This window comes from Streptomyces sp. NPDC051636, assembly GCF_044453765.1.
In the GTDB taxonomy this organism is placed as follows: domain Bacteria; phylum Actinomycetota; class Actinomycetes; order Streptomycetales; family Streptomycetaceae; genus Streptomyces.
Genome location: NZ_JBITDA010000013.1, coordinates 40,951 through 62,946, shown reverse-complemented (window position 1 = coordinate 62,946; position 21,996 = coordinate 40,951). Strand labels below are relative to the sequence as shown.

Here is a 21,996-nt window from a genome sequence, read left to right as displayed (position 1 = left end):
GTGATCAGTTCCTTGTGTACTGCTGCGGCGCGGACGTCTGGGGCGGGGTGCGGCGGGGCGACTGCCGGCGCTGGTCCTGCAGCTGCTGCCGGATGAGTTCCAGGGAGCGGGTGACGGCGCCGACCTCGTCGTGGTGCTGCGGGAACAGCACGGTCTTGCGGTCACCGCCGGCCAGCGCCTCGGCACGGCCGGCCAGCGAGCGCAGCGGCCGGGCCACGACGATGTGCAGCCAGCCCAGGCAGGCGGCGGCCGCGGCGGCGCCGAGCAGTCCGGCGAGCACGGTGCGGTTCTGGGTGTCGTACTCGGGGATGGCGAGCCGGTTGGCGGGCTGCCAGCTGACCACGCTCCAGCCGAGGGCCTCGGCGGGGCCGCCGCCGGCGAACGGGGCTGCGGCGGCGATCCGTACGCCGTGCTCGCGGTAGAGCACCCCGTTCGCGACGGCCTTCTTGCCGAGCCGCTGGGCGCTGGCGGCGACCAGGTCCTTCAGGTGGTCGTCGGGCAGCGACTGGAAGGCGAGGAAGCCGGTGTTGCCGGCGATGACCTTGCTGTGGTCGTCGACGAGGCGGACCACGCCCAGACCCGGCCGGGTCAGCAGCGCGTTGAAGAACTCGACGCGGAACTCGCCGACGAGCTGGGCGCCGTTTCCTCCGGGGATCTCGGCGTTGGCGACGACGACGGGCTCCTTGCCGCCGCGGCCCAGCAGCCGGACCGGGGTGTCGGAGACCCGGTGGGAGCCGCTCAGCTTGGGATCCTTGCCCTCGCGGGCCATGATCTCGCCGGAGGAGTCGACGACGTAGAGGGAGCGGTAGCGCTGGTTCTCGTCGAGGGTGCGTTCCAGCACCTTCTCCATGGCGTCGGGTGCGGTGCGGTTGCCGATGAGGGAGCCGACCGAGTCCAGGTCGGCACTGCCCTCGTTGAGCGCGCGGCGCACCCGGTCGCTGAGCGTGTCGGTGCGTTCGCGCTGGTCGCTGACGAGCTGCTGCGGTACGACGGCGGTGCCGTCGGCGCGGTTGACCAGCAGCATCAGCGGCACCGACCAGGCCAGCAGCAGCACCGCGCAGGCGGCCAGCAGGGCCCGGGTCCCCACCCGGCGCAGTCCGCGCGGGCGCGGGGCCGGGCCGGTGGCGTCGGGGCTCTCGCCGAGCAGCTGGCGGCGCAGCCGTTCCAGGGCGTGGCCGACGCGGTGCGCCTCGCCGTAACCGGGGACGGTGACGGGCCGGGTCAGGTCGCCGCGGGTGAGCCGGCGGGACTCCAGGAACAGCCGGATCAGCGGGCGCTGCACGGTGCCCAGCAGCACGGCCACCGCGATGGAGCCGACGATGAGGAGTGCCCCGCCCGCCAGCACGCCGAACACTGTGGAATGGGTGCGATTGGGGTCCTCGATCACCTTGACCATGGCCACCACGGACAGGCCGAGCCCGGAGGCGGTGGTGGTCTGCCCGGGGGCGGGCGCGGCCAGCGTGGCGTATCCGGCGACGGACCGGTCGCTGAGCACGCGCCCGCCGACCGCGCTCCCGCTGACGCCCTGGTAGCCGCCCATGCCGGGCTCCTTGCTGCTGCGCGGGTCCTGCCGGGCCTTGCGGGCGGCGAGCTGGGCGAACACTTTCAGCTGCTTGCGGGAGATTTTGATCTCCTCGCGGTCGGCGCTGGTGCGCACCTGCTCGGGCTCGGGGATGCCGTCGCTGCTGAGGATCGCGCCGTCCCGGTCGACCACGGCGATGGACCGGAACTGGCCGATGCTGATGCCCGGGAACGTCAGGTTGCTGGACGCCACGAGCAGCAGCTGCGGTTTGCCCGGCCAGGACAGCAGCGCGAGGGACAGCAGCCGCGTCTCGCCGTTCTTCAGCCGGACCATGCGCGGCGCGAGGCCGCCCTCGTCCCCGAGGCTGGAGGCGTTCACCGAGGTCAGCGGCACCGTCTCGCCGCGGGCCGCGACCAGCTTGCCCGTGCGGATCTCGACGACGGCGGTGCCCGTCCACTTCTGGTAGGTGCTGCCGAGCTTGTCGAGGACGGCGTCGCCGGAGACCGGCTGGGCGGCACTGAACAGCGCGGCGGACCGGGTGAGGTCGGTGACGGACTCGTCGATGGAGGCGCGCAGCGCGATGGCGCCGTCCTCCGCGAAGTGCTGCTGGGAGGTCAGCACCGCCTTGGGCACCCCGGCGTTGTCGACGCGGCCCAGCACGAGTGCCGTGATGCCGGCGAGCGACAGCAGCAGCACCGAGAGGACCGCGATCGGCGGGCGGATGCCTCCGATCAGCGACATGTCGGCTCGTCGGCGGGCTCGGTGCTGCCGCGACGGGGGCGGTGACGCCAAGGGAGGGTCCTCTCAGGGCATGCGGGTGGTCGGTCCGCACGGGGAAGCAGGGACGGTATTCGAATGTGTGTACGTAGCGGGCACAGTGGTTCCACAGGTGTATCCGCAGCACTCAGACAGGCAATAGCCCCGCAAAGTTGCGCACTTACCCATGTGATCCGTGCAACACCTGCGTTTATGCGGTCAGGAATGGGTAAACGCGCACCTCACGCGGGCGACGGCCGCCGCCGTCAGGGCAGCGGGGTCATCGGCTTCAGGCCGTCCTTGGCCGCGCCGCGGTTGTACAGGGTGCCCTCGGTGCGCTCGAAGGCGAGCCGGAGGCGGGCCTTCTGACGGTCCGTGAGGCCGTCCTCGTCCCGGAGCGCGGCCGGCACGTCCAGCAGGCGGTAGTCCCGCGCGTCGTCGTCGGTGTAGGCCGCCTTGCCGCCGTCCGTGTCGTTCACCGCGTCCGGCGGGATCTGCAGCATCGTCGGCTCGAAGCTCGGCTGGACGTCCCAGTGGCCCTTGCCGTGCTCGGTGAACTTGAACCAGCCGATCACGCCCTCCTCGGTCAGGCCCGTCGGCTGCGCGTGCCGGGCGATCTGATTGCCCATGCCGTACGCGACCCAGAGGCCGTCGACCTTCTCCATCGGCTGCACGACGTGCGCGTGGCAGCCGATGACGAGGTTGATGCCGGTGTGCCGGGCGAGCTGCCGGGCGAAGGAGATCTGCGCGGCGGTGGGGGTCGGCTGGTGCTCGTGACCCCAGTGGATGGAGAGGATCACCACTTCGGCGCCGGCCTCGCGGGCGCGCTGCTCGGCCGCCTTGATCGCGGCGAGGCTCTGCTGGTTGGCGAGCCAGGGCTTGTCCTTCGGCATCGTGTGCGGCTCGTTGAAGCCGTACGCGAACGATATCTGCGCGACCTTCACACCCTTGACGTCCATGATCAGCGGGGTGAGCGACTCCTTCTTGGTGCGGAAGGAGCCCGTGTGCTTCACGCCCGCGGCGTCCAGCGCGTCCAGGGTTCGCTTCACCCCCGCGTATCCGTGGTCGAGCGTGTGGTTGGAGGCGGTGGAGCAGGTGTCGTAGCCGACGTCCTTGACGGTCTTCGCGACCTGCGGGGGCACCTGGAAGTCCGGGAATCCCTCGAACGGGCCCTTTGCCGTGCCCACCACCGGTTCGAAGTGGCAGATCGCCAGGTCCGCCTTGCTGATCACCGGCTTGATCCGGGCCATCATCGGCCCGAAGTCCAGCCCGTCCACGCCCTTGCCGGTGCGCTTGGTGTCCTTGCGGGCCTGGTCGATCAGTTCGGGATGCATCAGGATGTCCCCGGCCGCCGCGACGGTGAAGGAACGTCCGCCGCCCTGGTCTCCCCCGTCCGGGACGAGGCCGCAGCCGGCGACGGCAGCGACGAGGAGGAGCGGGCCCAGCAGGGTCAAAAGGGTGCGGCTACGGCATATTTTCACCGGGATATCTTGATACAACCATGAGAGCCACTCGCTCGCGAATCATAACGATCGCAACAATTCTGCTGGTCATCGCCGGCCTCGCCGGTGCGCTGACGGCCGTACTCCGCGCCACCCGCGACGGAGGCAGGGATTCCGGCCCCCGCCCCGGCGCGGGCGCCCAGCAGGTCGACCTGGCGCGCGAGGTGGCGGACTACACCGGCCGGTTCGGCCCGGGCCACGGCTACCGGCAACCCGGCCGAGCCGACCGCACCGCCATCGCCAAAGGCGTCGGTCTGCTCCTGGACGGCCACCGCACACAAGCGGAACAGTTGCTTTCCCAACGCGACTTCACGGTGCGCACCGTCTTCGACCGGGTCTCCGAACGCCGCTACGCCGAAGTGGCCGACCGCACCGACGCCGCCGTGACACCGCGCGGCTGGGGCCGGGTCTACGTCGATCTGGAACGCCCTCCGCGCTGGTCGGTCCAGGTCCCGCACCCGGTCGCCGACCATGGCACCGAGCAGCTGGGCGTGCGGGTCCTGCGCGACTCCCCCGGCGGCGTCATGGTACTTGCAGGCGCACATCGCAAAGCCGAACGCGGAAACTCCGCGGACATGGCGCACCGCCGGGACACCGTCTTCTACGCCATCTGCGCCGAGCTGGTCCGCCGCGGGGTGCCCGGGGTCCAGCTGCACGGCATGGCCGCCTCCTCGGCCCCCGGCTACGACGTGGTCGCCTCCACCGGTGCCGGATCGGCGGGCCGCGCGGACGGTCGCGGACTGGCCGACGCCCTGCGCACGCACGGCTTCCACGTGTGCCGGGCCTGGGTGCGGAACTGCCCGCTGGAGGGGCAGGAGAACGTGGAGGGCCGGGCCGCCGACGCCGCGAACGTGCCGTTCCTGCACGTCGAGTTCGCCCCTGGAGTGCGCGCCGACGGGGCGAGCGCCGACCGCGCGGCCACCGCGGTCGGCGAGGTCACACGCCGCTGGGCGACCGCCGCTGTGACAACCTGAGGTCATGGCGGACGACACGGACGACCGAGGCACCCCGGGTGGCACGGAGCCGGCCACTCCCCTGCCGCTGCTCATCGTGGACGGCGCGAACGTCGTCGGGTCCGTGCCCGACGGCTGGTGGCGCGACCGGCGCGCGGCCGCCGAGCGCCTGCGGGACCGGCTGGTGACGTACGCGGACTCCGGGCTGCCCGGGTGTCCCGGGCCGCTGGACGTCGTCCTCGTCGTCGAGGGCGCTGCGCGCGGAGCGGAGTCCGTAGCGGGTGTACGGGTCGAAGCCGCACCCGGCAGCGGGGACGACCACATCGTGGAGCTGGCCGGGGAGGCCGACGGCCGCCCCGTCCTGGTGGTGACGGCCGACCGGGAACTGCGGCGCCGGGTGAGGGAGCTGGGAGCCGAGGTCACCGGGCCACGGGCGGTACACGGCTGACCGGCCGCCCGTGCCCGGCGGTACGCGGCTGACCGGCGCCCCGGCCGACGCCCCGGCGCACCCGCGTGTACGGCACGGCAGCGCCGGAATCAGGCACACCGGTTACGGATTGCCGCCCTCCGGCGGGTGGCCGTGGACCTCGTCGACCGTGGTCTCCTCGTGCTGTCCGAGACGGCTGTGCGAGCGGCCGTACAGGAAGTACACGAAGAAGCCGATCACCATCCAGATGGCGAACCGCAGCCAGGTCTCGGCGGGCAGGTTCAGCATCAGCCACAGGGAGGCGCACACGGACAGGACCGGGATGACCGGCACCCACGGGGTGCGGAAGGCGCGGTGCAGGTCGGGGCGGGTCCTGCGGAGGATGATCACGCTGATCGCGACGACGACGAACGCGAACAGCGTGCCGATGTTCACCAGTTCGGCCAGCTCGCTCAGGCTGGTGAAGCCCGCCACGATCGCGATGATCACGCCGAGCAGGATGGTCGGCCGGTGCGGGGTGCGGAAGCGCGGGTGGACGCGGGAGAAGAAGCGGGGCAGCAGTCCGTCGCGGCTCATCGCGAAGAACACCCGGGTCTGGCCGAGCAGCAGGATCATGCAGACGGTGGTCAGGCCGACGGCGGCGCCGAAGCTGATCACGCCCGCGAACCAGGGGTGTCCGGTGGCCTTGAACGCGTCGGCGAGCGGGGCGTCCACGGACAGCGCAGTGTACTTCTGCATGCCGGTCACCACGACCGACACCGCCACGTACAGCACAGTGCAGATGAGCAGGGAGCCGAGGATGCCGCGGGGCATGTCGCGCTGCGGGTTCCTGGTCTCCTCGGCGGCGGTGGCCACGATGTCGAAGCCGATGAAGGCGAAGAAGACGACGGAGGCGGCGGTGAAGATGCCCAGCACGCCGAAGTTGGAGGGCGCCCAGCCGAACATCAGCTGGATCAGCGGCGCCTTGAGACTGCCCCCGGCCGGGACCGCCTCGGCCTTCGGGATGAACGGCTGGTAGTTGGAGCCCTTGATGAAGAAGGCGCCCGCGATGATCACGATGAGCACCACGGTCACCTTGATGGCGACGACGAGCGAGGTGATCCGCGCGGACAGCTTCATGCCGATGACGAGGATGGTGGTGAGCACCAGCACCAGGGCGGCGGCGAGGATGTCGAAGCCGAAGCCCGAAGCCCCCTCCCGGCCGCTCAGCGCCTCGGGCATGTGCCAGCCCGCGTTGTCCATGAGCGAGCGGACGTAGCCGGACCAGCCGACGGCCACCACCGCCGTGCCGAGCGCGAACTCCAGGACCAGGTCCCAGCCGATGATCCAGGCGGGCAGTTCACCGAGGGAGGCGTACGAGAAGGTGTACGCGGACCCCGCCACCGGGACCGTGGAGGCGAACTCCGCGTAGCACAGGGCGGCCAGGGCGCAGGCGACGCCGGCCGCTACGAAGGCCAGGGAGACCGCGGGGCCCGCGTTCGTCTTGGCGACCTTGCCGGTCAGGACGAAGATGCCGGTGCCGATGATGACCCCGACACCGAAGACGGTCAGGTCCAGCGCGGACAGGGATTTCTTGAGCGCGTGCTCGGGCTCCTCGGTATCGAGGATGGACTGTTCGACCCTTTTTGTCCTGAAGAGGGTGCTGCTCACGGGCGTACCTCCCACGCTCGGTGTCCTCGACATGATCGAGAGGGGGCGTGGTACGTATGCCCCGGCGCGAGCGGATTCACGCAGATGGGCCGGTTTCACCACCCTTTGCGGAGGAGAACCGGCCCGTCCGGGCGTGTGGCCTTGTCAGTCGCGCGCGGGCTCCACCGAGTCGACCTCGGCGGCCGGACGGTCGAACCTGCCGTCCAGCCGGGAGACCAGGCCGGTGACCTGGCGGGCGATGTCCGGAGCGGTCAGCCCGATCTCGGCCATGACCTCGGCGCGCGAGGCATGGCCGAGGAAGCGGGGCGGGATGCCGAAGTCGCGCAGCGGCACGTCGACGCCCGCGTCGCGCAGGGCCTGGGCGATCGCCGAGCCGACGCCGCCGACGCGGCTGTTGTCCTCGACGGTGACGACCACCCGGTGCCGCTCGGCGAGGGGGGCCATGGCCTCGTCGACGGGCTTGACCCAGCGCGGGTCGACGACCGTGGTGGAGATGCCCTGCTTGTCGAGCAGGCCGGCGATCTCCAGGCACATGGGGGCCAGGGCGCCGACGGAGACGAGCAGGACGTCGGGCCGGTCGGTGCCGGGCTCGCGCAGTACGTCCATGCCGCCGACGCGGCCGACGGCCGGTACGGCCGGGCCGACGGCGCCCTTCGAGAAGCGCACCACGGTCGGCGCGTCCGTGACCTCGACGGCCTCGCGCAGCTGCGCGCGCACTTGGTCGGCGTCGCGCGGCGCGGCCAGCCGGAGCCCCGGCACGACCTGGAGGACCGACATGTCCCACATGCCGTTGTGCGAGGCACCGTCGGTGCCGGTGATGCCGGCCCGGTCCAGTACGAACGTCACACCGCACTTGTGGAGGGCGACGTCCATCAGGACCTGGTCGAAGGCACGGTTGAGGAAGGTGGCGTACACCGCGAAGACCGGATGCAGGCCGCCCGTGGCGAGACCCGCCGCGGACACGGCGGCGTGCTGCTCGGCGATGCCGACGTCGTACACCCGATCGGGGAAGGCCCTGGCGAACCTGTCGAGGCCGACCGGCTGGAGCATCGCGGCGGTGATGGCGACGATGTCCTGCCGCTCCTCGCCCAGCCTGACCATCTCGTCGCCGAAGACCGAGGTCCAGTCGGCGCCGGAGGAGGCGATCGGCAGACCGGTGTCGGGGTGGATCTTGCCGACGGCGTGGAAGCGGTCCGCCTCGTCCTGGAGAGCGGGCTGGTAGCCGCGGCCCTTCTCGGTGAGGCAGTGCACGATGACGGGCCCGCCGAAGCGCTTCGCCCGTGCCAGCGCCGACTCCAGAGCCTCGATGTCGTGGCCGTCGATCGGGCCGACGTACTTCAGGCCCAGGTCCTCGAAGAGGCCCTGCGGGGCGATGAAGTCCTTCAGCCCCTTCTTGGCGCCGTGCAGCGTTCCGTAGAGCGGCCTGCCCACGACCGGGGTGCGCTCCAGCAGGTCCTTGGTGCGGGCCAGGAAGCGCTCGTAGCCGTCCGTCGTCCGGAGCGTCGCAAGGTGGTTGGCGAGGCCGCCGATGGTCGGGGCGTACGACCGCTCGTTGTCGTTGACGACGATGACCAGTGGGCGGTCCTTGGCGTCGGCGATGTTGTTCAGCGCCTCCCAGGCCATGCCGCCGGTGAGGGCGCCGTCACCGATGACGGCGACGACGTGACTGTCCCTCTTCTGCAGCTGGTTGGCCTTCGCGATGCCGTCGGCCCAGCCGAGGACCGTCGAGGCGTGGCTGTTCTCGATGACGTCGTGCTCGGACTCGGCCTGCGAGGGATAGCCCGACAGGCCGCCCTTCATCTTCAGCCGGGAGAAGTCCTGCCGACCGGTCAGCAGCTTGTGCACGTACGACTGGTGTCCCGTGTCCCACAGCACCTTGTCCTTCGGCGACTCGAAGACGCGGTGCAGGGCGATGGTGAGCTCGACCACGCCCAGGTTGGGGCCGAGGTGGCCACCGGTCTTGGACACGGCGTCGACGAGGAAGGTCCGGATCTCCCCTGCCAGCTGGTCCAGCTCCTCCAGGCTGAGCCGGTCCAGATCGCGCGGTCCCCTGATGCGGGTCAGCAGCGGCACCCGTGCCTCCTTGCAGTAAAAGCTGATCGAGCTGTTGCCGGGCGTGTCGAGTCTAATGTTCCGCCGTAGCGGGCGGCGTCCGGGCCGTGAGTCATGGGTCACGCGATCGGCGGTACCCGTCAACGCCCTTCCCAAGGCACGACAATGCCCGGCACCTTGAAGGCACCGGGCACATCGAGCGCCCCGCAAGGGCGCGGGGAACTGCGCGACCAGCCACAACGGACCGGCACTCGCAGAACCACCGCCCCCCTGCGGCGACCAGGCGAATCGTTTACGCCCGTCCCGCGGCCTTCTGGCTGCGACGCGAAACCGAGTCGATGACCACCGCACCCAGCAGCACCGCGCCAGTGATCATGTACTGGATCGATGTGTTCATGTTCAGCAGGTCCAGACCCGTCTGGATCGACTGGATGACCAGCATGCCCAGCAGCGCGGACCACACCGAACCCCGGCCGCCGAAGAGGCTCGTACCACCGATGACGGCCGCCGCGATGGCGAGCATCAGGGTGTTGCCGCCGCCGGCGTTGAGCGTGGCGCTCGCGGTCTGGCCCGCGAAGAACATGCCGCCTATCGCCGCGAAGCCGCCGGAGATGGCGAACACGGTGATCCGCACCATCGGCACGCTGATACCGGCACGACGGGCCGCCTCGATGCCGCCGCCGACCGCGAACACCTTGCGGCCGTACGTCGTACGGCGGAGCACGAAGTCCACGACGACCAGCGCCGCGAGGAAGATCACCAGGGCGTTGGAGACACCGGCGGAGTTGTTCAGCACGGCCGCGGCGGCGAAGGACACCACGGCGAGCAGGCCGACCCGGATCAGGATCTCGCTGGTGGGCCGGAAGGGCACCCCGGCCGCCCGGCGGCGGCGCTGCTCGCTGAACGAGCCCACGAGGGTCAGCACGACAGCGAGGCCCGCCAGCAGGTAGGCGCCGATGATGGCCTGGTCCATGAAGAAGGAGTTCTGGCCGAACAGGTGCACCGGGCCGGAGTCGTCCGGGATGTTGATCGTGCCGCTGGAGCCCAGCAGCCACAGCATGAGACCGTTCCAGCCGAGGAAGCCGGCCAGGGTGACGACGAACGCCGGCACGCCGATCTTCGCGAAGAACCAGCCGTGTAGTGCGCCGATGCCGATACCGGTCAGGACGGTGAGGGCCAGGGCCAGCCAGCCGTTCATGCCGTGGTTGACCACGAACACGGCGAACACCGTCGAGGCCAGGCCGCTCACGGAGCCGACCGACAGGTCGATCTCACCGAGCAGCAGCACGAACACCAGGCCGATGGCGAGCATGCCGGTGGCCGACAGGAAGTAGCTGATGTTCGAGAGGTTGTCGGCGCTCAGGAACCGGCCGTTCTGGAGCTGGAAGATGGTCCAGATGATGATCAGACCGATGAAGACGGGCAGCGAACCGAGCTCGCCGCCCTTGATCTTCCGCTTGAACTCGGTGACGTAGCCCTTCAGGCCCTCTTCGCGGACCAACAGGCGCGGATCGACCACCGCAACCGGAGCGGCCGTGGGGTCGTCGGCGGGGGCCACCGTGGTCTGGGACTCCGCGATGGAGCCGGTCTTCTCGATCTTGGGCGATTCCTCGCCCTTGACGGTCTTCGACGTGTCACTCACTTTGCCGCCTCCGTGGTGCGACGCTCCGCACGACGGGTCACGGCGTTGTCCGTGGCGCCCGTGATCGCGGCGATGATCTCTTCGTGGCTGGTGCTCTTCACGGGGAAGGAGCCGTTGTTCTTGCCCAGGCGCAGGACGGCGACGGTGTCCGCGACCGCCTTCACGTCGGCCATGTTGTGGCTGATCAGGATGACGCCGAGGTTGCGCTCGCGCAGCCGTTCGACCAGGTCGAGGACCTGCGCGGTCTGCTCGACGCCGAGGGCGGCGGTGGGCTCGTCGAGGATGACGACCTTCGGGTCACCGATGAGCGCGCGGGCGATGGCGACGACCTGACGCTGACCGCCGGAGAGGCTGGCGATCGGGATGCGCACGCTCGGGATGCGGATCGAGAGCGTGCTCAGCAGCTCGCGGGCCTGCTTCTCCATCGACACCTCGTCGATGACGCCCCGGTGCAGCAGCTCGCGCCCCAGGAAGAGGTTGCCGACCACGTCGAGGTTGTCGCACAGGGCGAGATCCTGGTAGACCGTCGCGACGCCGAGTCCCTGGGCGTCGTGCGGCTTGTTGATGCTGACCGGCCTGCCCTCCCACTCGATGACGCCCTCATCGATGGGGTGGACACCGGCGATCGTCTTGACCAGGGTGGACTTTCCTGCGCCGTTGTCGCCTACCAGGGCGACCACTTCTCCGGCGTGGACCTCCAGTTCGACGTCGGTGAGGGCCTGGACCGCACCGAATCGCTTGGAGACTCCGCGCAACGCCAGCACGGGCGTAGCGGACACGTGAACCATCTCCTTCGCCGCCTGACCGGCGGGGATGCCGCGCTTGGGGGAACAAACGCGGAGGGACGTGCGAATGCACGTGGTTTACAAGATGAACATGCGCGAATTCGCTGCCGTTGGCAACGGTTCCGTCCGACGCCCGCCCGGCAGCGGGGTATGAAAGCCGGGGCGGGCGTCGGAGGGGCTTCGCGGTACCGCCGGCCGGTCACTGCCGCTGAGCGGTCGGTTCCGGCGGGTGGTCGCTGGTGAGAGCGGGCGACTACTCGAGGCCGGCGGCCTTGCAGGCCTTGGCGTACTCGGCGGTGCAGATGTCCTGGACGGTGTACAGCTTGTCCTTGACCACCGTGTCCTTGATGTTGGCCTTGGTGACCGACACCGGGGTCAGCAGCTGCGAGGGCACCTTGTCGCCGGAGCCGCTGGTCAGCGTCTGGTTGGCGAGGGACTTGATGTCCTTGCCCTGGAGCAGGTTGACCGCGAGCTGGGCGGCGGCCTCCGCCTCGGGCTTGAAGGCCTTGTAGACCGTGCTGGACTGCGTGCCCGCGACGATGCGCTGGATGCCCGCGAGCTCCGCGTCCTGACCGGTCAGCGGGATGCCACTGATGCCGGCGCCCTTGAGGGTGGTGGCGATGCCACCGGCCATGCCGTCGTTGGCGGCGTAGACGCCCGCGATCTTCTTGGCACCCAGCTGGGTGATGGCCGCCTTCATCTTCTGCGCGGCGACGGTGTCCTTCCACAGGCCGGACTGCTCGTAGGCGATGTCGACCTTGCCGTCGAGGGCGTTGTGGGCACCCTTCTTGAACTGGCCGGCGTTCGGGTCGGCGTCGTCACCGTTGATCATGACGACCTTGGACTTCTTGGTGGCCTTGGAGCCGAGCGCGTCGAGCAGCGCCTGGCCCTGGAGCTCGCCCACCTTGACGTTGTCGAAGGAGACGTACGCGGAGACCGGGCCCTGGGCGAGGCGGTCGTAGGCGACGACCTTGATGCCCTTGTTCACGGCGGTCTGGACGGAGGTCTTGATGGCGGCAGCGTCCTGGGCGCTGATCACGATGACCTTGACGCCCTTGGTGATCATGCTGCTGACCTGCTGCGCCTGCTTGGCCGTGTCACCGGCCGCGTTCGCGTACTCGACGTTGCAGTCGGAGCACAGCGCGCTGACCTTGGCCTCGAAGTACGGCTTGTCGAACTTCTCGTAGCGCGCGGTCACGCTGTCGGGAAGCAGCAGGCCGATGGTCTTGCCGCCGCCGGAGGAGCTGCTGCCGGAGTCGTCCTTCTTGTCGCCGGCCTTGCCACAGGCGGCCATCGAAAGGGCCATCGAGACCGCCGCGGTACCGATGACGACTCTACGCATCGTTGCGTTCATTTGGGGGTGCCTCCCTGACAGGGCCGCAACGCTGCGGCCGAGGTGGCTGGAAGTCAACTCGGCCACACGTGCGACGTCAAGAAGTAAATACTTAACGAGATGGCAACGGCGTCATTCGTTCTCTAAGTGAAGGCGGGTGTCGCCACGGCCAGCGTGCCGTCCAAAAGGGTTGAATCACCCATCTCGCTGAGGGCGAGGGCGAGCGCTCCGAGCACTTCCGCACGGCCCCCGAGGGCCCCTGGGAGCACGGACAGCTGGCGCGCGGCGCTGGGGATGGCGTAGCGGCCGACGGACTCCCTGATCGGCCCGAGGACCAGTTCTCCGGCCTCGGCGAGATCACCGCCGAGGACCACCCGGCTCGGGTTCAGCAGGTTGCAGAGATTGGCCACTCCACTGCCGATGTGGCGGCCGACGTCGGCGATCACCCGACGGCAGCCCGGGTCACCGTCCCGCGCCAGCCGTACGACGCCCTCCATCGTCAGGTCGGTGCCATGGCTGGACTGGAGGAGCGGGAGCACGTAGCGCGCGGCCGCGAAGGTCTCCAGGCAGCCGCGGTTCCCGCAGCGGCAGACCGGTCCGGATTCGTCGAGTGTAATATGTCCGATTTCACCCGCCGTGCCGCCCGGGCCGCGGTAAATCTTCCCGTCGATCACCAGACCGGCGCCGACACCGCTGGCGACCTTGATGTAGGCGAGATCGCGTACGCCGCGTCCGCTGCCCCAGACCAGCTCGCCGAGGGCGCCGAGGTTGGCGTCGTTGTCCACGTGCACGGGGACGCCGAGCCGGGCTCCGAGCTCCTCCGCCGGCCGGGCGCCGGTCCAGCCCGGCAGGATGGCGGTCGAGCCCAGTGTCCCGGACTCGACGTCGATCGGGCCGGGCACGCCGACGCCGACTCCGGCGATCTTGGAAGGACCGACGCCCGTCGCCTCGACCAGGCGGTTGACCAGCTCCTCCGCCCGGTCGAAGCCCTGGGTGGAGGAGGCGTCGACGTCCAGCGGCTCGGACTCCTCGGCCAGCACCTGGTGCGCGAGGTTCCCGATCGCGACGCGCAGGTGGGTATGGCCGAAGTCGATGCCGATGACGATGCCGGCGTCACCGCTCAGCGAGACGCTGCGGGCCCGTCGGCCGCCCGCCGAGGTGGGCGTGACCTCGACCGTTCCGCCGTCCTTCAGTTCCCGCACGATGTTGGAGACCGTCGCGGCGGACAGGCCGGTCGTCCTCGCGATCTCGGCCTGCGTGAGCGACCCGGCCAGCCGTACCGCCCGTACGACCCGTTCCAGGTTGGCTCGGTGCAGCGACGACTGCGACCCCGGAGTCTCCATCGACCCATCCACTCCCGCCATCGGCCGGGCGGCCCCAGCGCCGCCCGTGGGCCAGGTCACATCTGCGTAACCGGGCCACTTACAAGTTATGAACTCCAAGCTCTGCTGAACGGGTTACCGCAGTCAAGTCCTTGACGGAAATCGCTCTCGCTTGTTGTGTTCCGTTCCCGGCACCCGCCGGACACCGCTACGCCATGGCGGAGCAGGTCGGAGTTGCCGCATGAGGCGGCTGGGCGAGCCCTGCGGGCCCATGGCGAGGGGTGCGGGAAGGTGCCCGGGAGGCGGCGGCGGGCGGGCCGGGAGTGTTCAGGCGCGGAATGCGCCGGAGATCGCACGGGGGCGGGACGGACGGGTGGGCGAATCGCGAGTGCCAAGGGCAGGGTACGCGAGTGCGAAGGGCAGGGTACGGGAGGGGGCCGGGTGGGGCTCGGGCGCCTGGCGGGGGCGAGGCAGCACGACGGCGCCCACCGCGTCGGGGCTCCTACTTCAGCGCCCCCGCGGTAAGCCCTTGCACCACCTGCCGCTGGAACACGATGTACGCGGCCAGCACCGGGAGCATCGCCATCACCAGGCCCGCGAACAGGCCCGACCAGTCGCCCTTGTAGCCCTGGCTGACGGCGAGCTGGACCAGGCCCTGGGTGAGGACGCGCTTGTCGGGGTCGGTGTTGAGGACCGTGGGGAGCATGTACTGGTTCCACTGGCCCAGGAAGTTGAAGATGCCGACGCTGATCAGGCCGGGCTTGGCCATCGGCAGCATGATCTGGAAGAAGGTGCGGGTGTGGGAGGCGCCGTCCACGAAGGCCGCCTCCGCCACCGATGCGGGAAGGGTGCGGAAGAACGCCGTCAGGAAGAAGACCGTGAAGGGCAGCGAGTAGGCGATGTAGACCAGGATCAGGCCGTGGATGGTGTTCAGCAGGCCCATGTTGTTCACGACGTAGAACAGCGGGACCAGCGCCAGCATGACCGGGAAGCTCATGCCCCCGATGAAGAGGTAGTAGATGAACCGGTTCCCGGGGAAGTCGAACCGGGCCAGCACGTACGCCGCCATGGAGCCGAGCACCAGCGTGCCGATGAGCGAACCGCCCACCACCAGGACGGTGTTCAGGAAGTAGTCGCTCATGTTGGCGTCGGTCCAGGCCCGCGCCCAGTTGTCGAAGTGCAGCTTGTCCGGGAGCGACCAGGGTGAGCCGAAGATGGAGCTGTCGTCCTTGAAGGAGGTCATCACCGCCCACACCAGCGGCATGACCACCATGATCGCCCAGATGACCAGGACGCCGTGCGAGAAGACGTTGAGGACACCGCCCTCCTTCTTCCGCTCGGGCCTCGCTCCGGCCGGCGCGTCCACCTTGGCGACGCGACCACCGGACTCGGCCGGTACAGGGGCGGGGGTCTCGGTCGTCTTCATCTGATCAGAACTCCAGCCGCTCGCGACGGCCCAGCCGCATCACGACCGCCGCGAAGGCCAGCGTGACGACGAGCAGGGCGACGCCGATGGTGGTGGCGTAGGCGGCCTGACCGTCCCGGAACGCCTTCTGGTACACGTACAGGACCATCACCGTGGTCGAGTAGTCTGGGCCGCCCGGCCCGGTCGTCATGATCTGCACGACCGCGAAGGACTCGGCGCCCAGCGCGAGGATGCCCATGTAGACCCAGCCGGACTGCACGGTGTCCCACAGCAGCGGCAGGGTGATGCGGAAGAAGGTGGTGGAGCGGCCGGCGCCGTCCAGCAGCGCCGCCTCGTACAGGTCCGCCGGGATGGAGGCCATGCCCGCCGAGAACAGGACCACGAAGAAGCCGACCGTGGACCAGACGAGCACCGCCATCACGCACCACAGGGCCAGGTTCGGGTCGCCCAGCCACAGCGGCTGGACGTGGCCGAGGCCGATCCCGCGCAGCAGCGAGTTGACCGCGCCGCTGTCGGGGTTGTACGCGAAGGCGAACAGAAGCGAGACGATCGCGATCGACAGCACCTGCGGGAAGAAATAGACGATCTTGTAGAAGGAAGAGCCCCGGACGCCCGAGATCACCGGGCCGCCCTTCCTTCTGCGTCCGCCCACATTGATCATGAAGGCGAAGAACAGCGCCAGGCTGATCGTCACCAGCGGCAGCACGACCGCGAACATCAAGCTGTGCTGCAAGGACTTCCAGAAGATCTCATCACTGAGCATCCTCGTGTAATTGTCCACGCCGACCATCTTGAATTCGGGGCTCAGGCCGGTCCAGTCCGTGAACGAGTAGTAGATGGACTGGATGAACGGCCAGACCACGAAGAGCGCGTACAGTCCCAGGGGCAGCGCCAGAAACCCCACGATGAACCGGTACTTGCCGTGCTGCATCGCCACTCCGGTGCCGATAGGAATACGGGCTACTGGTGCTTGTAGTGCTTGATCGTCGTGTCCTTGGCGGCCGCGTCGGCGAAGCCCTGGATCTTCTTGATGGTCTCCGCCGGGGTGGCCCGGCCGGCCATCATCTCGCCGAGACCGGCCACACCGATCTGCTCCTTCTGCAACTGCACGTACCAGTCCTGCAGACGCGGGTTCACCACATTGTCGCCCGCCTTCTCCAGCGCGGCGACGCCCGACTTCAGGCCCGGGGTGAGGGTGATTCCGCTGGTGCCGCCGTTGTACGCGGTCAGTGACTTCACCTTGGCCGTGAAGTTCTTCGAGGACGCCTCACTGAGCATGATGCGCAGCTGCTCCATGCCGCCCTCGGGGTTCTTGGCCTTGGCGGGGACGACGAAGGGCTCGCCGCCGGAGGCCCAGATGGTACCGAAGGGCATCTTGTCGGAGGAGTCGATGCCGGTGGGCGCGGAGACGGCGAGGCCGAAGTCGGACGGGATGACGTTCGCCGACTCGTTCTCCACCCAGGAGCCGTTCGGGAGGAACAGCGCCTTGCCCTTGGCCCAGGCGGTCTGCGACTGGATGTGGTCCAGGCCCGGGGTGCCCTTGAGGATGTAACCCTTCTTGTAGAGCTCGTAGTAGGCCTCGAAACACGCCTTGACGGCCGGGTGCTTCCAGGCGTTCGGCTCGAGATTGTCGATGGCGTCGAGCACCTCGCGGCCGCCCACCTTGCCGATCATCGGGTAGAGCGAGAAGGGGATGTAGTACGGGTACTTGCCGGCGTACGTCCAGCCCGCCATGCCCTTCTTCTTGGCCTTCTCGCAGACCTTGAGCATCTCGTCCCAGGTCTCGGGGTACTTCTCGTCCAGCGAGTCCAGGGCCTTCCGGGAGTACCAGACGCCGTAGACCGTGTAGGCGTAGTAGAGGATCCAGACCGGCTTGCCGTCGAACTGGCCCATTTCGACGATGCCGGGGCGCAGCGTGTCGCGGACCTTCTTGTCCGGGTCGTCGTACGACGGGGCGTCCAGCAGCGGGGTGAGGTCGGCGAGCTGTTTCTTGCCGACCAGGACACCCATGTCCATCTGCTCGGCGCCGGAGTTGTCGATGAGGTCGGGCGGGGTGCCCTGGTTGAAGCGGGGCTGGAGGGTGGACTGGATCTTCTGGGTGGCGGAGAACTTCACCTTCGCCTTCGGGAAGTCCTCCTCGTAGACCTTCACGGCGTCCTGGGCGTATTCCTTGCCGAAACCGCCGTCGAACAGGACGAATTCCATCCCGGCGGTGTTGTTGACACCGAGCGGGTTCTTCGAGGTCTTCTTGCCCGCCTTCGCCTTGTCCTGGCCGTCGCCGCCGCTGCTGGCGCACGCGGACAGCAAACCCGCCGCGGGCACGCTCAGCAGACCGAGTGCGGCGGACCGCTTGATCAGATCCCGTCGGCCTACGCCGTCGGCACCGTGGTTCGCTGCGGAAGTGGATCCCATGCTCAAGTCCTCGCCTTCTCCAGGACTCAGGCGGTGAACCGGATCCTCCCGGCACCGCGGTCGGGTAGCGCTGGGTCGTGCAGGAAACGCGTCGTGCGGGAAACGCCGATGTCGTACAGGAAACGCCGACAGGTATAGTCCACTTCTTGCCGACGGAGCAAGATCGAATGCAAGGTTGGCCACGGGTCTTTTCCGAGTTGAGACCTCGCGGAAATATGAGACCCCTGTGCGTTCGGGCCCGGAAAAATCCCCGCCATCAGGCCTGAATGCCACACCCAACACCCTTGACACCACCACCCACTTGACCACCTACTGGTTCCTGCGTTCCGCAATTGACAACGTTGTCCGGCGATCGGGCGCAGGGAGGGTTTCCGTAGATGCAGCGGAGAGCCAGGCACAGATGCGGTCCGGCGGTCGTCCTCGCGGCCGCCTTCGTCATGGCAGTCGGCTCGCAGGGGGCCGCGGTCGCCCTGTCCGCCAAGGCTCCGGCCGCGGACCAGGAGTTCGCTTCCTCGTTCGAACCGGGTGACCCGGCGCCGGACTGGCTGAACACCGTCGACACCGGGCCGGACGGCGCCAGGCGCGCCTCGGGTGTCGACGGCGGGTACAGCACCGGCATTCCGGGCAATGTGACCGATCATGTCACCGACCTGCGGGCCAGCGGCGAGAACGCGGGCGCGGGCGAGGTGAAGGAGAACCTCGTCGACGGCGAGCCCGGCACCAAGTGGCTGACCTTCGAGCCCACCGGCTGGGTCGAGTTCGACCTCGACAAACCGATGAAGATGGTGACGTACGCCCTCACCTCGGCCAATGACTTCGCCGAGCGGGACCCGCGGGACTGGACCCTGAAGGGCTCCACCGACGGCAAGGACTGGAAGACCGTCGACACCCGCTCGGGCGAGTCCTTCGGCGAACGGTTCCTGACGAAGTCGTACGACCTCGCCGAACCGGCCGAGTACCAGCACTTCCGGCTGGAGATCACCGGGAACAGCGGCGCACCGGACATCGTGCAGCTCGCCGACGTGCAGTTCTCCACGGGCGGCGGGGGCGGCCCGGTCCCGCAGGACATGCTCTCGCTGGTCGACCGTGGCCCGAGCGGGTCGCCGACCGCGAAGGCCCGGGCGGGATTCACCGGAAAGCGGGCCCTGCGTTACGCCGGACGCCACACGGCGGGCGGCCGGGCGTACTCGTACAACAAGGTCTTCGACGTGGACGTGCGGGTCGGCCGGGACACCCAGCTGTCGTACCGCCTCTTCCCCTCCATGGCCGACGGCGACCGCGACTACGACGCCACCAACGTCTCCGTGGACCTGGCCTTCACCGACGGCACCTACCTGAGCGACCTGGGCGCGACCGACCAGCACGGTTTCACGCTGTCACCCGAAGGGCAGGGCGCGGCGAAGGTGCTCTACGTCAACCAGTGGAACGACGTGGCCTCGCGGATCGGGTCGGTCGCGGCGGGGAAGACGGTCGACCGGATACTGCTGGCATACGACTCCCCGGACGGGCCGGCGAAGTTCCGCGGCTGGCTGGACGACGTGGCGATAAAGCCGGTCGCGCCCGCAAAGCCCGAGGCGCACCTGTCCGACTACGCGCTGACCACGCGCGGCACCAACTCCAGCGGCAGCTTCTCACGCGGCAACGACTTCCCGGCGACCGCGCTGCCGCACGGCTTCAACTTCTGGACGCCCGTGACCAACGCGTCCTCGCTGAGCTGGCTCTACGAGTACGCGCGGGCCAACAACGACGACAACCTGCCGACGATCCAGGCGTTCAGCGCGAGCCACGAGCCCAGCCCCTGGATGGGTGACCGGCAGACCTTCCAGCTGATGCCGTCCGCCGCCGCAGGCACCCCGGACACCGGGCGCGCGGCCCGGGCGCTGGCCTTCCGGCACGAGAACGAGACCGCGCGACCGTACTACTACGGGGTGCGGTTCGAGAACGGGCTGACGGCGGAGATGACGCCGACCGACCACGCGGCGGTGCTGCGCTTCACCTATCCGGGCAACGACGCGAGCGTGCTCTTCGACAACGTCACCGAGCAGGCCGGCCTCACGCTGGACAAGGACAACGGAATCGTCACCGGCTACTCCGACGTGAAGTCGGGCCTGTCGACGGGCGCGACCCGGCTGTTCGTGTACGGCGAGTTCGACAAGCCGGTCACCGACGGCGGCGCGGGCGGGGTCAAGGGCTACCTCCGCTTCGACGCGGGCGCCGACCACACGGTCACCCTGCGCCTGGCTACCTCGCTGATCAGCGTCGACCAGGCGAAGGACAACCTGCGCCAGGAAATCCCGGACGGCATCTCCTTCGACACGGTGAAAGCGCGGGCGCAGCGGACCTGGGACCAGCTGCTCGGCCGGGTCGAGGTCGAGGGCGCGACCCAGGACCAGCTGACCACCCTCTACTCGGGTCTGTACCGGCTGTACCTGTACCCGAACTCCGGCTTCGAGAAGGTGGGCCGCACCTACCAGTACGCCTCCCCCTTCTCCCCCATGCCGGGCCCGGACACCCCGACGCACACGGGCGCGAAGATCGTGGCCGGCAAGGTGTACGTCAACAACGGCTTCTGGGACACCTACCGCACCACCTGGCCGGCGTACGCGCTGCTGACACCGGGGCAGGCGGGCGAGATGGCGGACGGCTTCGTCCAGCAGTACAAGGACGGCGGCTGGACCTCCCGCTGGTCCTCCCCCGGCTACGCCGACCTGATGACCGGCACCTCCTCGGACGTGGCCTTCGCCGACGCGTACGTCAAGGGCGTCGGCTTCGACGCGGAGGCCGCCTATGACGCGGCCCTGAAGAACGCGACCGTCGTCCCGCCGATGTCGGGCGTGGGCCGCAAGGGCATGAGCACCTCACCCTTCCTCGGCTACACCAGCACGGACACGCACGAGGGCCTGTCGTGGGCGATGGAGGGCTACGTCAACGACTACGGCATCGCGAGGATGGGCCAGGCCCTGTACCGCCGGACGGGCGAGAAGCACTACAAGGAGGAGTCGGAGTACTTCCTCAACCGCGCCCGGGACTACGTGAACCTTTTCGACAGCAAGGCGGACTTCTTCCAGGGCCGGGACGAGAAGGGCGACTGGCGGGTGGAGTCGCCGCGGTACGACCCGCGCGTGTGGGGCTACGACTACACCGAGACCAACGGCTGGGGCTACGCCTTCACCGCCCCGCAGGACAGCCGGGGCCTGGCCAACCTCTACGGCGGCCGTGACGGCCTCGCCGACAAGCTCGACGCGTACTTCGCCAACCCGGAGACGGCCTCCCCCGACTTCGTCGGTTCCTACGGCGGTGTCATCCACGAGATGACCGAGGCGCGGGACGTCAGGATGGGGATGTACGGTCACTCCAACCAGGTCGCGCACCACGTGATCTACATGTACGACGCGGCCGGCCAGCCCTGGAAGACGCAAGGCCACGTCCGCGAGGCGCTCTCCCGTCTCTACACGGGCAGCGAGATCGGGCAGGGCTACCACGGCGACGAGGACAACGGCGAGCAGTCGGCCTGGTACCTCTTCTCCGCGCTCGGCTTCTACCCGCTGGTCATGGGCAGCGGCGAGTACGCCATCGGCTCCCCGCTGTTCAAGAAGGCGACCGTCCACCTGGACAACGGCCGGGACCTGGTGGTGCGGGCGCCGGGGAACAGCGCGAAGAACGTCTACGTACAGGGCCTGACCGTCAACGGCCGCCCGTGGACCTCGACGTCCCTCCCGCACTCCCTGCTCGCCAAGGGCGCCGTCCTCGACTTCCACCTGGGCTCCAGGCCGTCCACCTGGGGCTCGGGCCGGAACGCGGCGCCCGTCTCCATCACCCAGGACGACCAGGTCCCCACGCCCCGCGCGGACGTCCTGAAGGGCGACGGCCCACTGTTCGACAACACCTCGGCGACGGACGCGACGGTCACCTCGGTGGACCTGCCGGTGGACGGTTCCGTCAAGTCCGTCCAGTACACCCTGACGTCCTCCACCGACCGCACCAAGGCCCCCACGGCCTGGACCCTCCAGGGCTCCGACGACGGCGAGACCTGGCAGACCCTCGACCACCGCTCCGCCCAGTCGTTCCGCTGGGACCGGCAGACCCGGGCGTTCACCATCGCGTCGCCGGGCGCCCATGAGAGATACCGGCTGGTGCTCGGCGGGGAGTCGACGCTGGCGGAGGTGGAGTTGCTGGCCTGACCCCCGCCGACGGCAGCGGAAGGGGCGGGTCCC

Annotated in this window: 14 protein-coding genes; 3 read left to right on the top strand and 11 right to left on the bottom strand. The window is 69.2% G+C overall.

Annotation, left to right across the window (positions count from 1 at the left end):
* Positions 1-4: 4 nt before the first annotated feature.
* Positions 5-2,263 (bottom strand): HAMP domain-containing protein, encoded by a 2,259-nt coding sequence (locus tag ACIBBH_RS22855; protein WP_399407357.1) that lies wholly within the window; start codon positions 2,261-2,263, stop codon positions 5-7.
* Positions 2,264-2,544: 281 nt separating this feature from the next.
* Positions 2,545-3,732: a CapA family protein gene (locus ACIBBH_RS22850; RefSeq protein ID WP_399407355.1), complete on the bottom strand. Its 1,188-nt coding sequence runs from the start codon at positions 3,730-3,732 to the stop codon at positions 2,545-2,547.
* Between the two features lie 47 nt (positions 3,733-3,779).
* Here ACIBBH_RS22850 and ACIBBH_RS22845 point away from each other — a divergent pair, with 47 nt between their 5' ends.
* Both ACIBBH_RS22845 and ACIBBH_RS22840 read left to right on the top strand, forming a co-directional pair.
* The gene (locus ACIBBH_RS22845) at positions 3,780-4,754 is read left to right on the top strand and encodes a hypothetical protein (RefSeq protein ID WP_399407353.1); all 975 of its coding nucleotides are present in this window, start codon (positions 3,780-3,782) and stop codon (positions 4,752-4,754) included.
* 4 nt (positions 4,755-4,758) lie between these two features.
* The gene (locus tag ACIBBH_RS22840) at positions 4,759-5,181 is read left to right on the top strand and encodes an NTP pyrophosphohydrolase (protein WP_399407352.1); all 423 of its coding nucleotides are present in this window, start codon (positions 4,759-4,761) and stop codon (positions 5,179-5,181) included.
* A 102-nt stretch (positions 5,182-5,283) separates the two neighbouring features.
* Here the strand turns inward: ACIBBH_RS22840 and ACIBBH_RS22835 are convergent, their stop codons facing one another.
* The 9 genes from ACIBBH_RS22835 to ngcE form a co-directional block, all read right to left on the bottom strand.
* The gene (locus tag ACIBBH_RS22835) at positions 5,284-6,810 is read right to left on the bottom strand and encodes an amino acid permease (RefSeq protein ID WP_399407351.1); all 1,527 of its coding nucleotides are present in this window, start codon (positions 6,808-6,810) and stop codon (positions 5,284-5,286) included.
* 144 nt (positions 6,811-6,954) lie between these two features.
* On the bottom strand, positions 6,955-8,883 hold the full coding sequence (gene dxs, locus ACIBBH_RS22830) for a 1-deoxy-D-xylulose-5-phosphate synthase (protein WP_399407349.1): 1,929 nt from the start codon (positions 8,881-8,883) through the stop codon (positions 6,955-6,957).
* Between the two features lie 271 nt (positions 8,884-9,154).
* Entirely contained in the window at positions 9,155-10,504 is a 1,350-nt protein-coding gene (locus tag ACIBBH_RS22825; RefSeq protein WP_399407347.1) for a sugar ABC transporter permease, read from the bottom strand.
* Positions 10,501-11,292, bottom strand: a complete 792-nt coding sequence (locus tag ACIBBH_RS22820; RefSeq protein ID WP_399407345.1) for an ATP-binding cassette domain-containing protein — start codon at positions 11,290-11,292, stop codon at positions 10,501-10,503. Before ACIBBH_RS22820 ends, ACIBBH_RS22825 begins: the two co-directional genes overlap by 4 nt.
* A gap of 250 nt (positions 11,293-11,542) precedes the next feature.
* Positions 11,543-12,631 carry a sugar ABC transporter substrate-binding protein gene (locus tag ACIBBH_RS22815; protein WP_399407344.1) on the bottom strand — a complete coding sequence of 363 codons (1,089 nt, stop codon included), beginning with the start codon at positions 12,629-12,631 and terminating at the stop codon, positions 11,543-11,545.
* A gap of 134 nt (positions 12,632-12,765) precedes the next feature.
* Positions 12,766-13,965, bottom strand: coding sequence for an ROK family transcriptional regulator (locus ACIBBH_RS22810; RefSeq protein WP_399407342.1), 1,200 nt, complete (start codon positions 13,963-13,965; stop codon positions 12,766-12,768).
* Between the two features lie 481 nt (positions 13,966-14,446).
* Complete coding sequence (locus ACIBBH_RS22805) at positions 14,447-15,370, bottom strand: carbohydrate ABC transporter permease (RefSeq protein WP_399407340.1); 924 nt, start codon at positions 15,368-15,370, stop codon at positions 14,447-14,449.
* Positions 15,371-15,374: 4 nt separating this feature from the next.
* On the bottom strand, positions 15,375-16,301 hold the full coding sequence (locus ACIBBH_RS22800; protein WP_399407338.1) for a carbohydrate ABC transporter permease: 927 nt from the start codon (positions 16,299-16,301) through the stop codon (positions 15,375-15,377).
* A 29-nt stretch (positions 16,302-16,330) separates the two neighbouring features.
* Positions 16,331-17,782, bottom strand: coding sequence for an N-acetylglucosamine/diacetylchitobiose ABC transporter substrate-binding protein (gene ngcE, locus ACIBBH_RS22795; protein WP_399407336.1), 1,452 nt, complete (start codon positions 17,780-17,782; stop codon positions 16,331-16,333).
* 377 nt (positions 17,783-18,159) lie between these two features.
* Here ngcE and ACIBBH_RS22790 point away from each other — a divergent pair, with 377 nt between their 5' ends.
* Entirely contained in the window at positions 18,160-21,963 is a 3,804-nt protein-coding gene (locus tag ACIBBH_RS22790; RefSeq protein WP_399407334.1) for a GH92 family glycosyl hydrolase, read from the top strand.
* Positions 21,964-21,996: the final 33 nt, after the last annotated feature.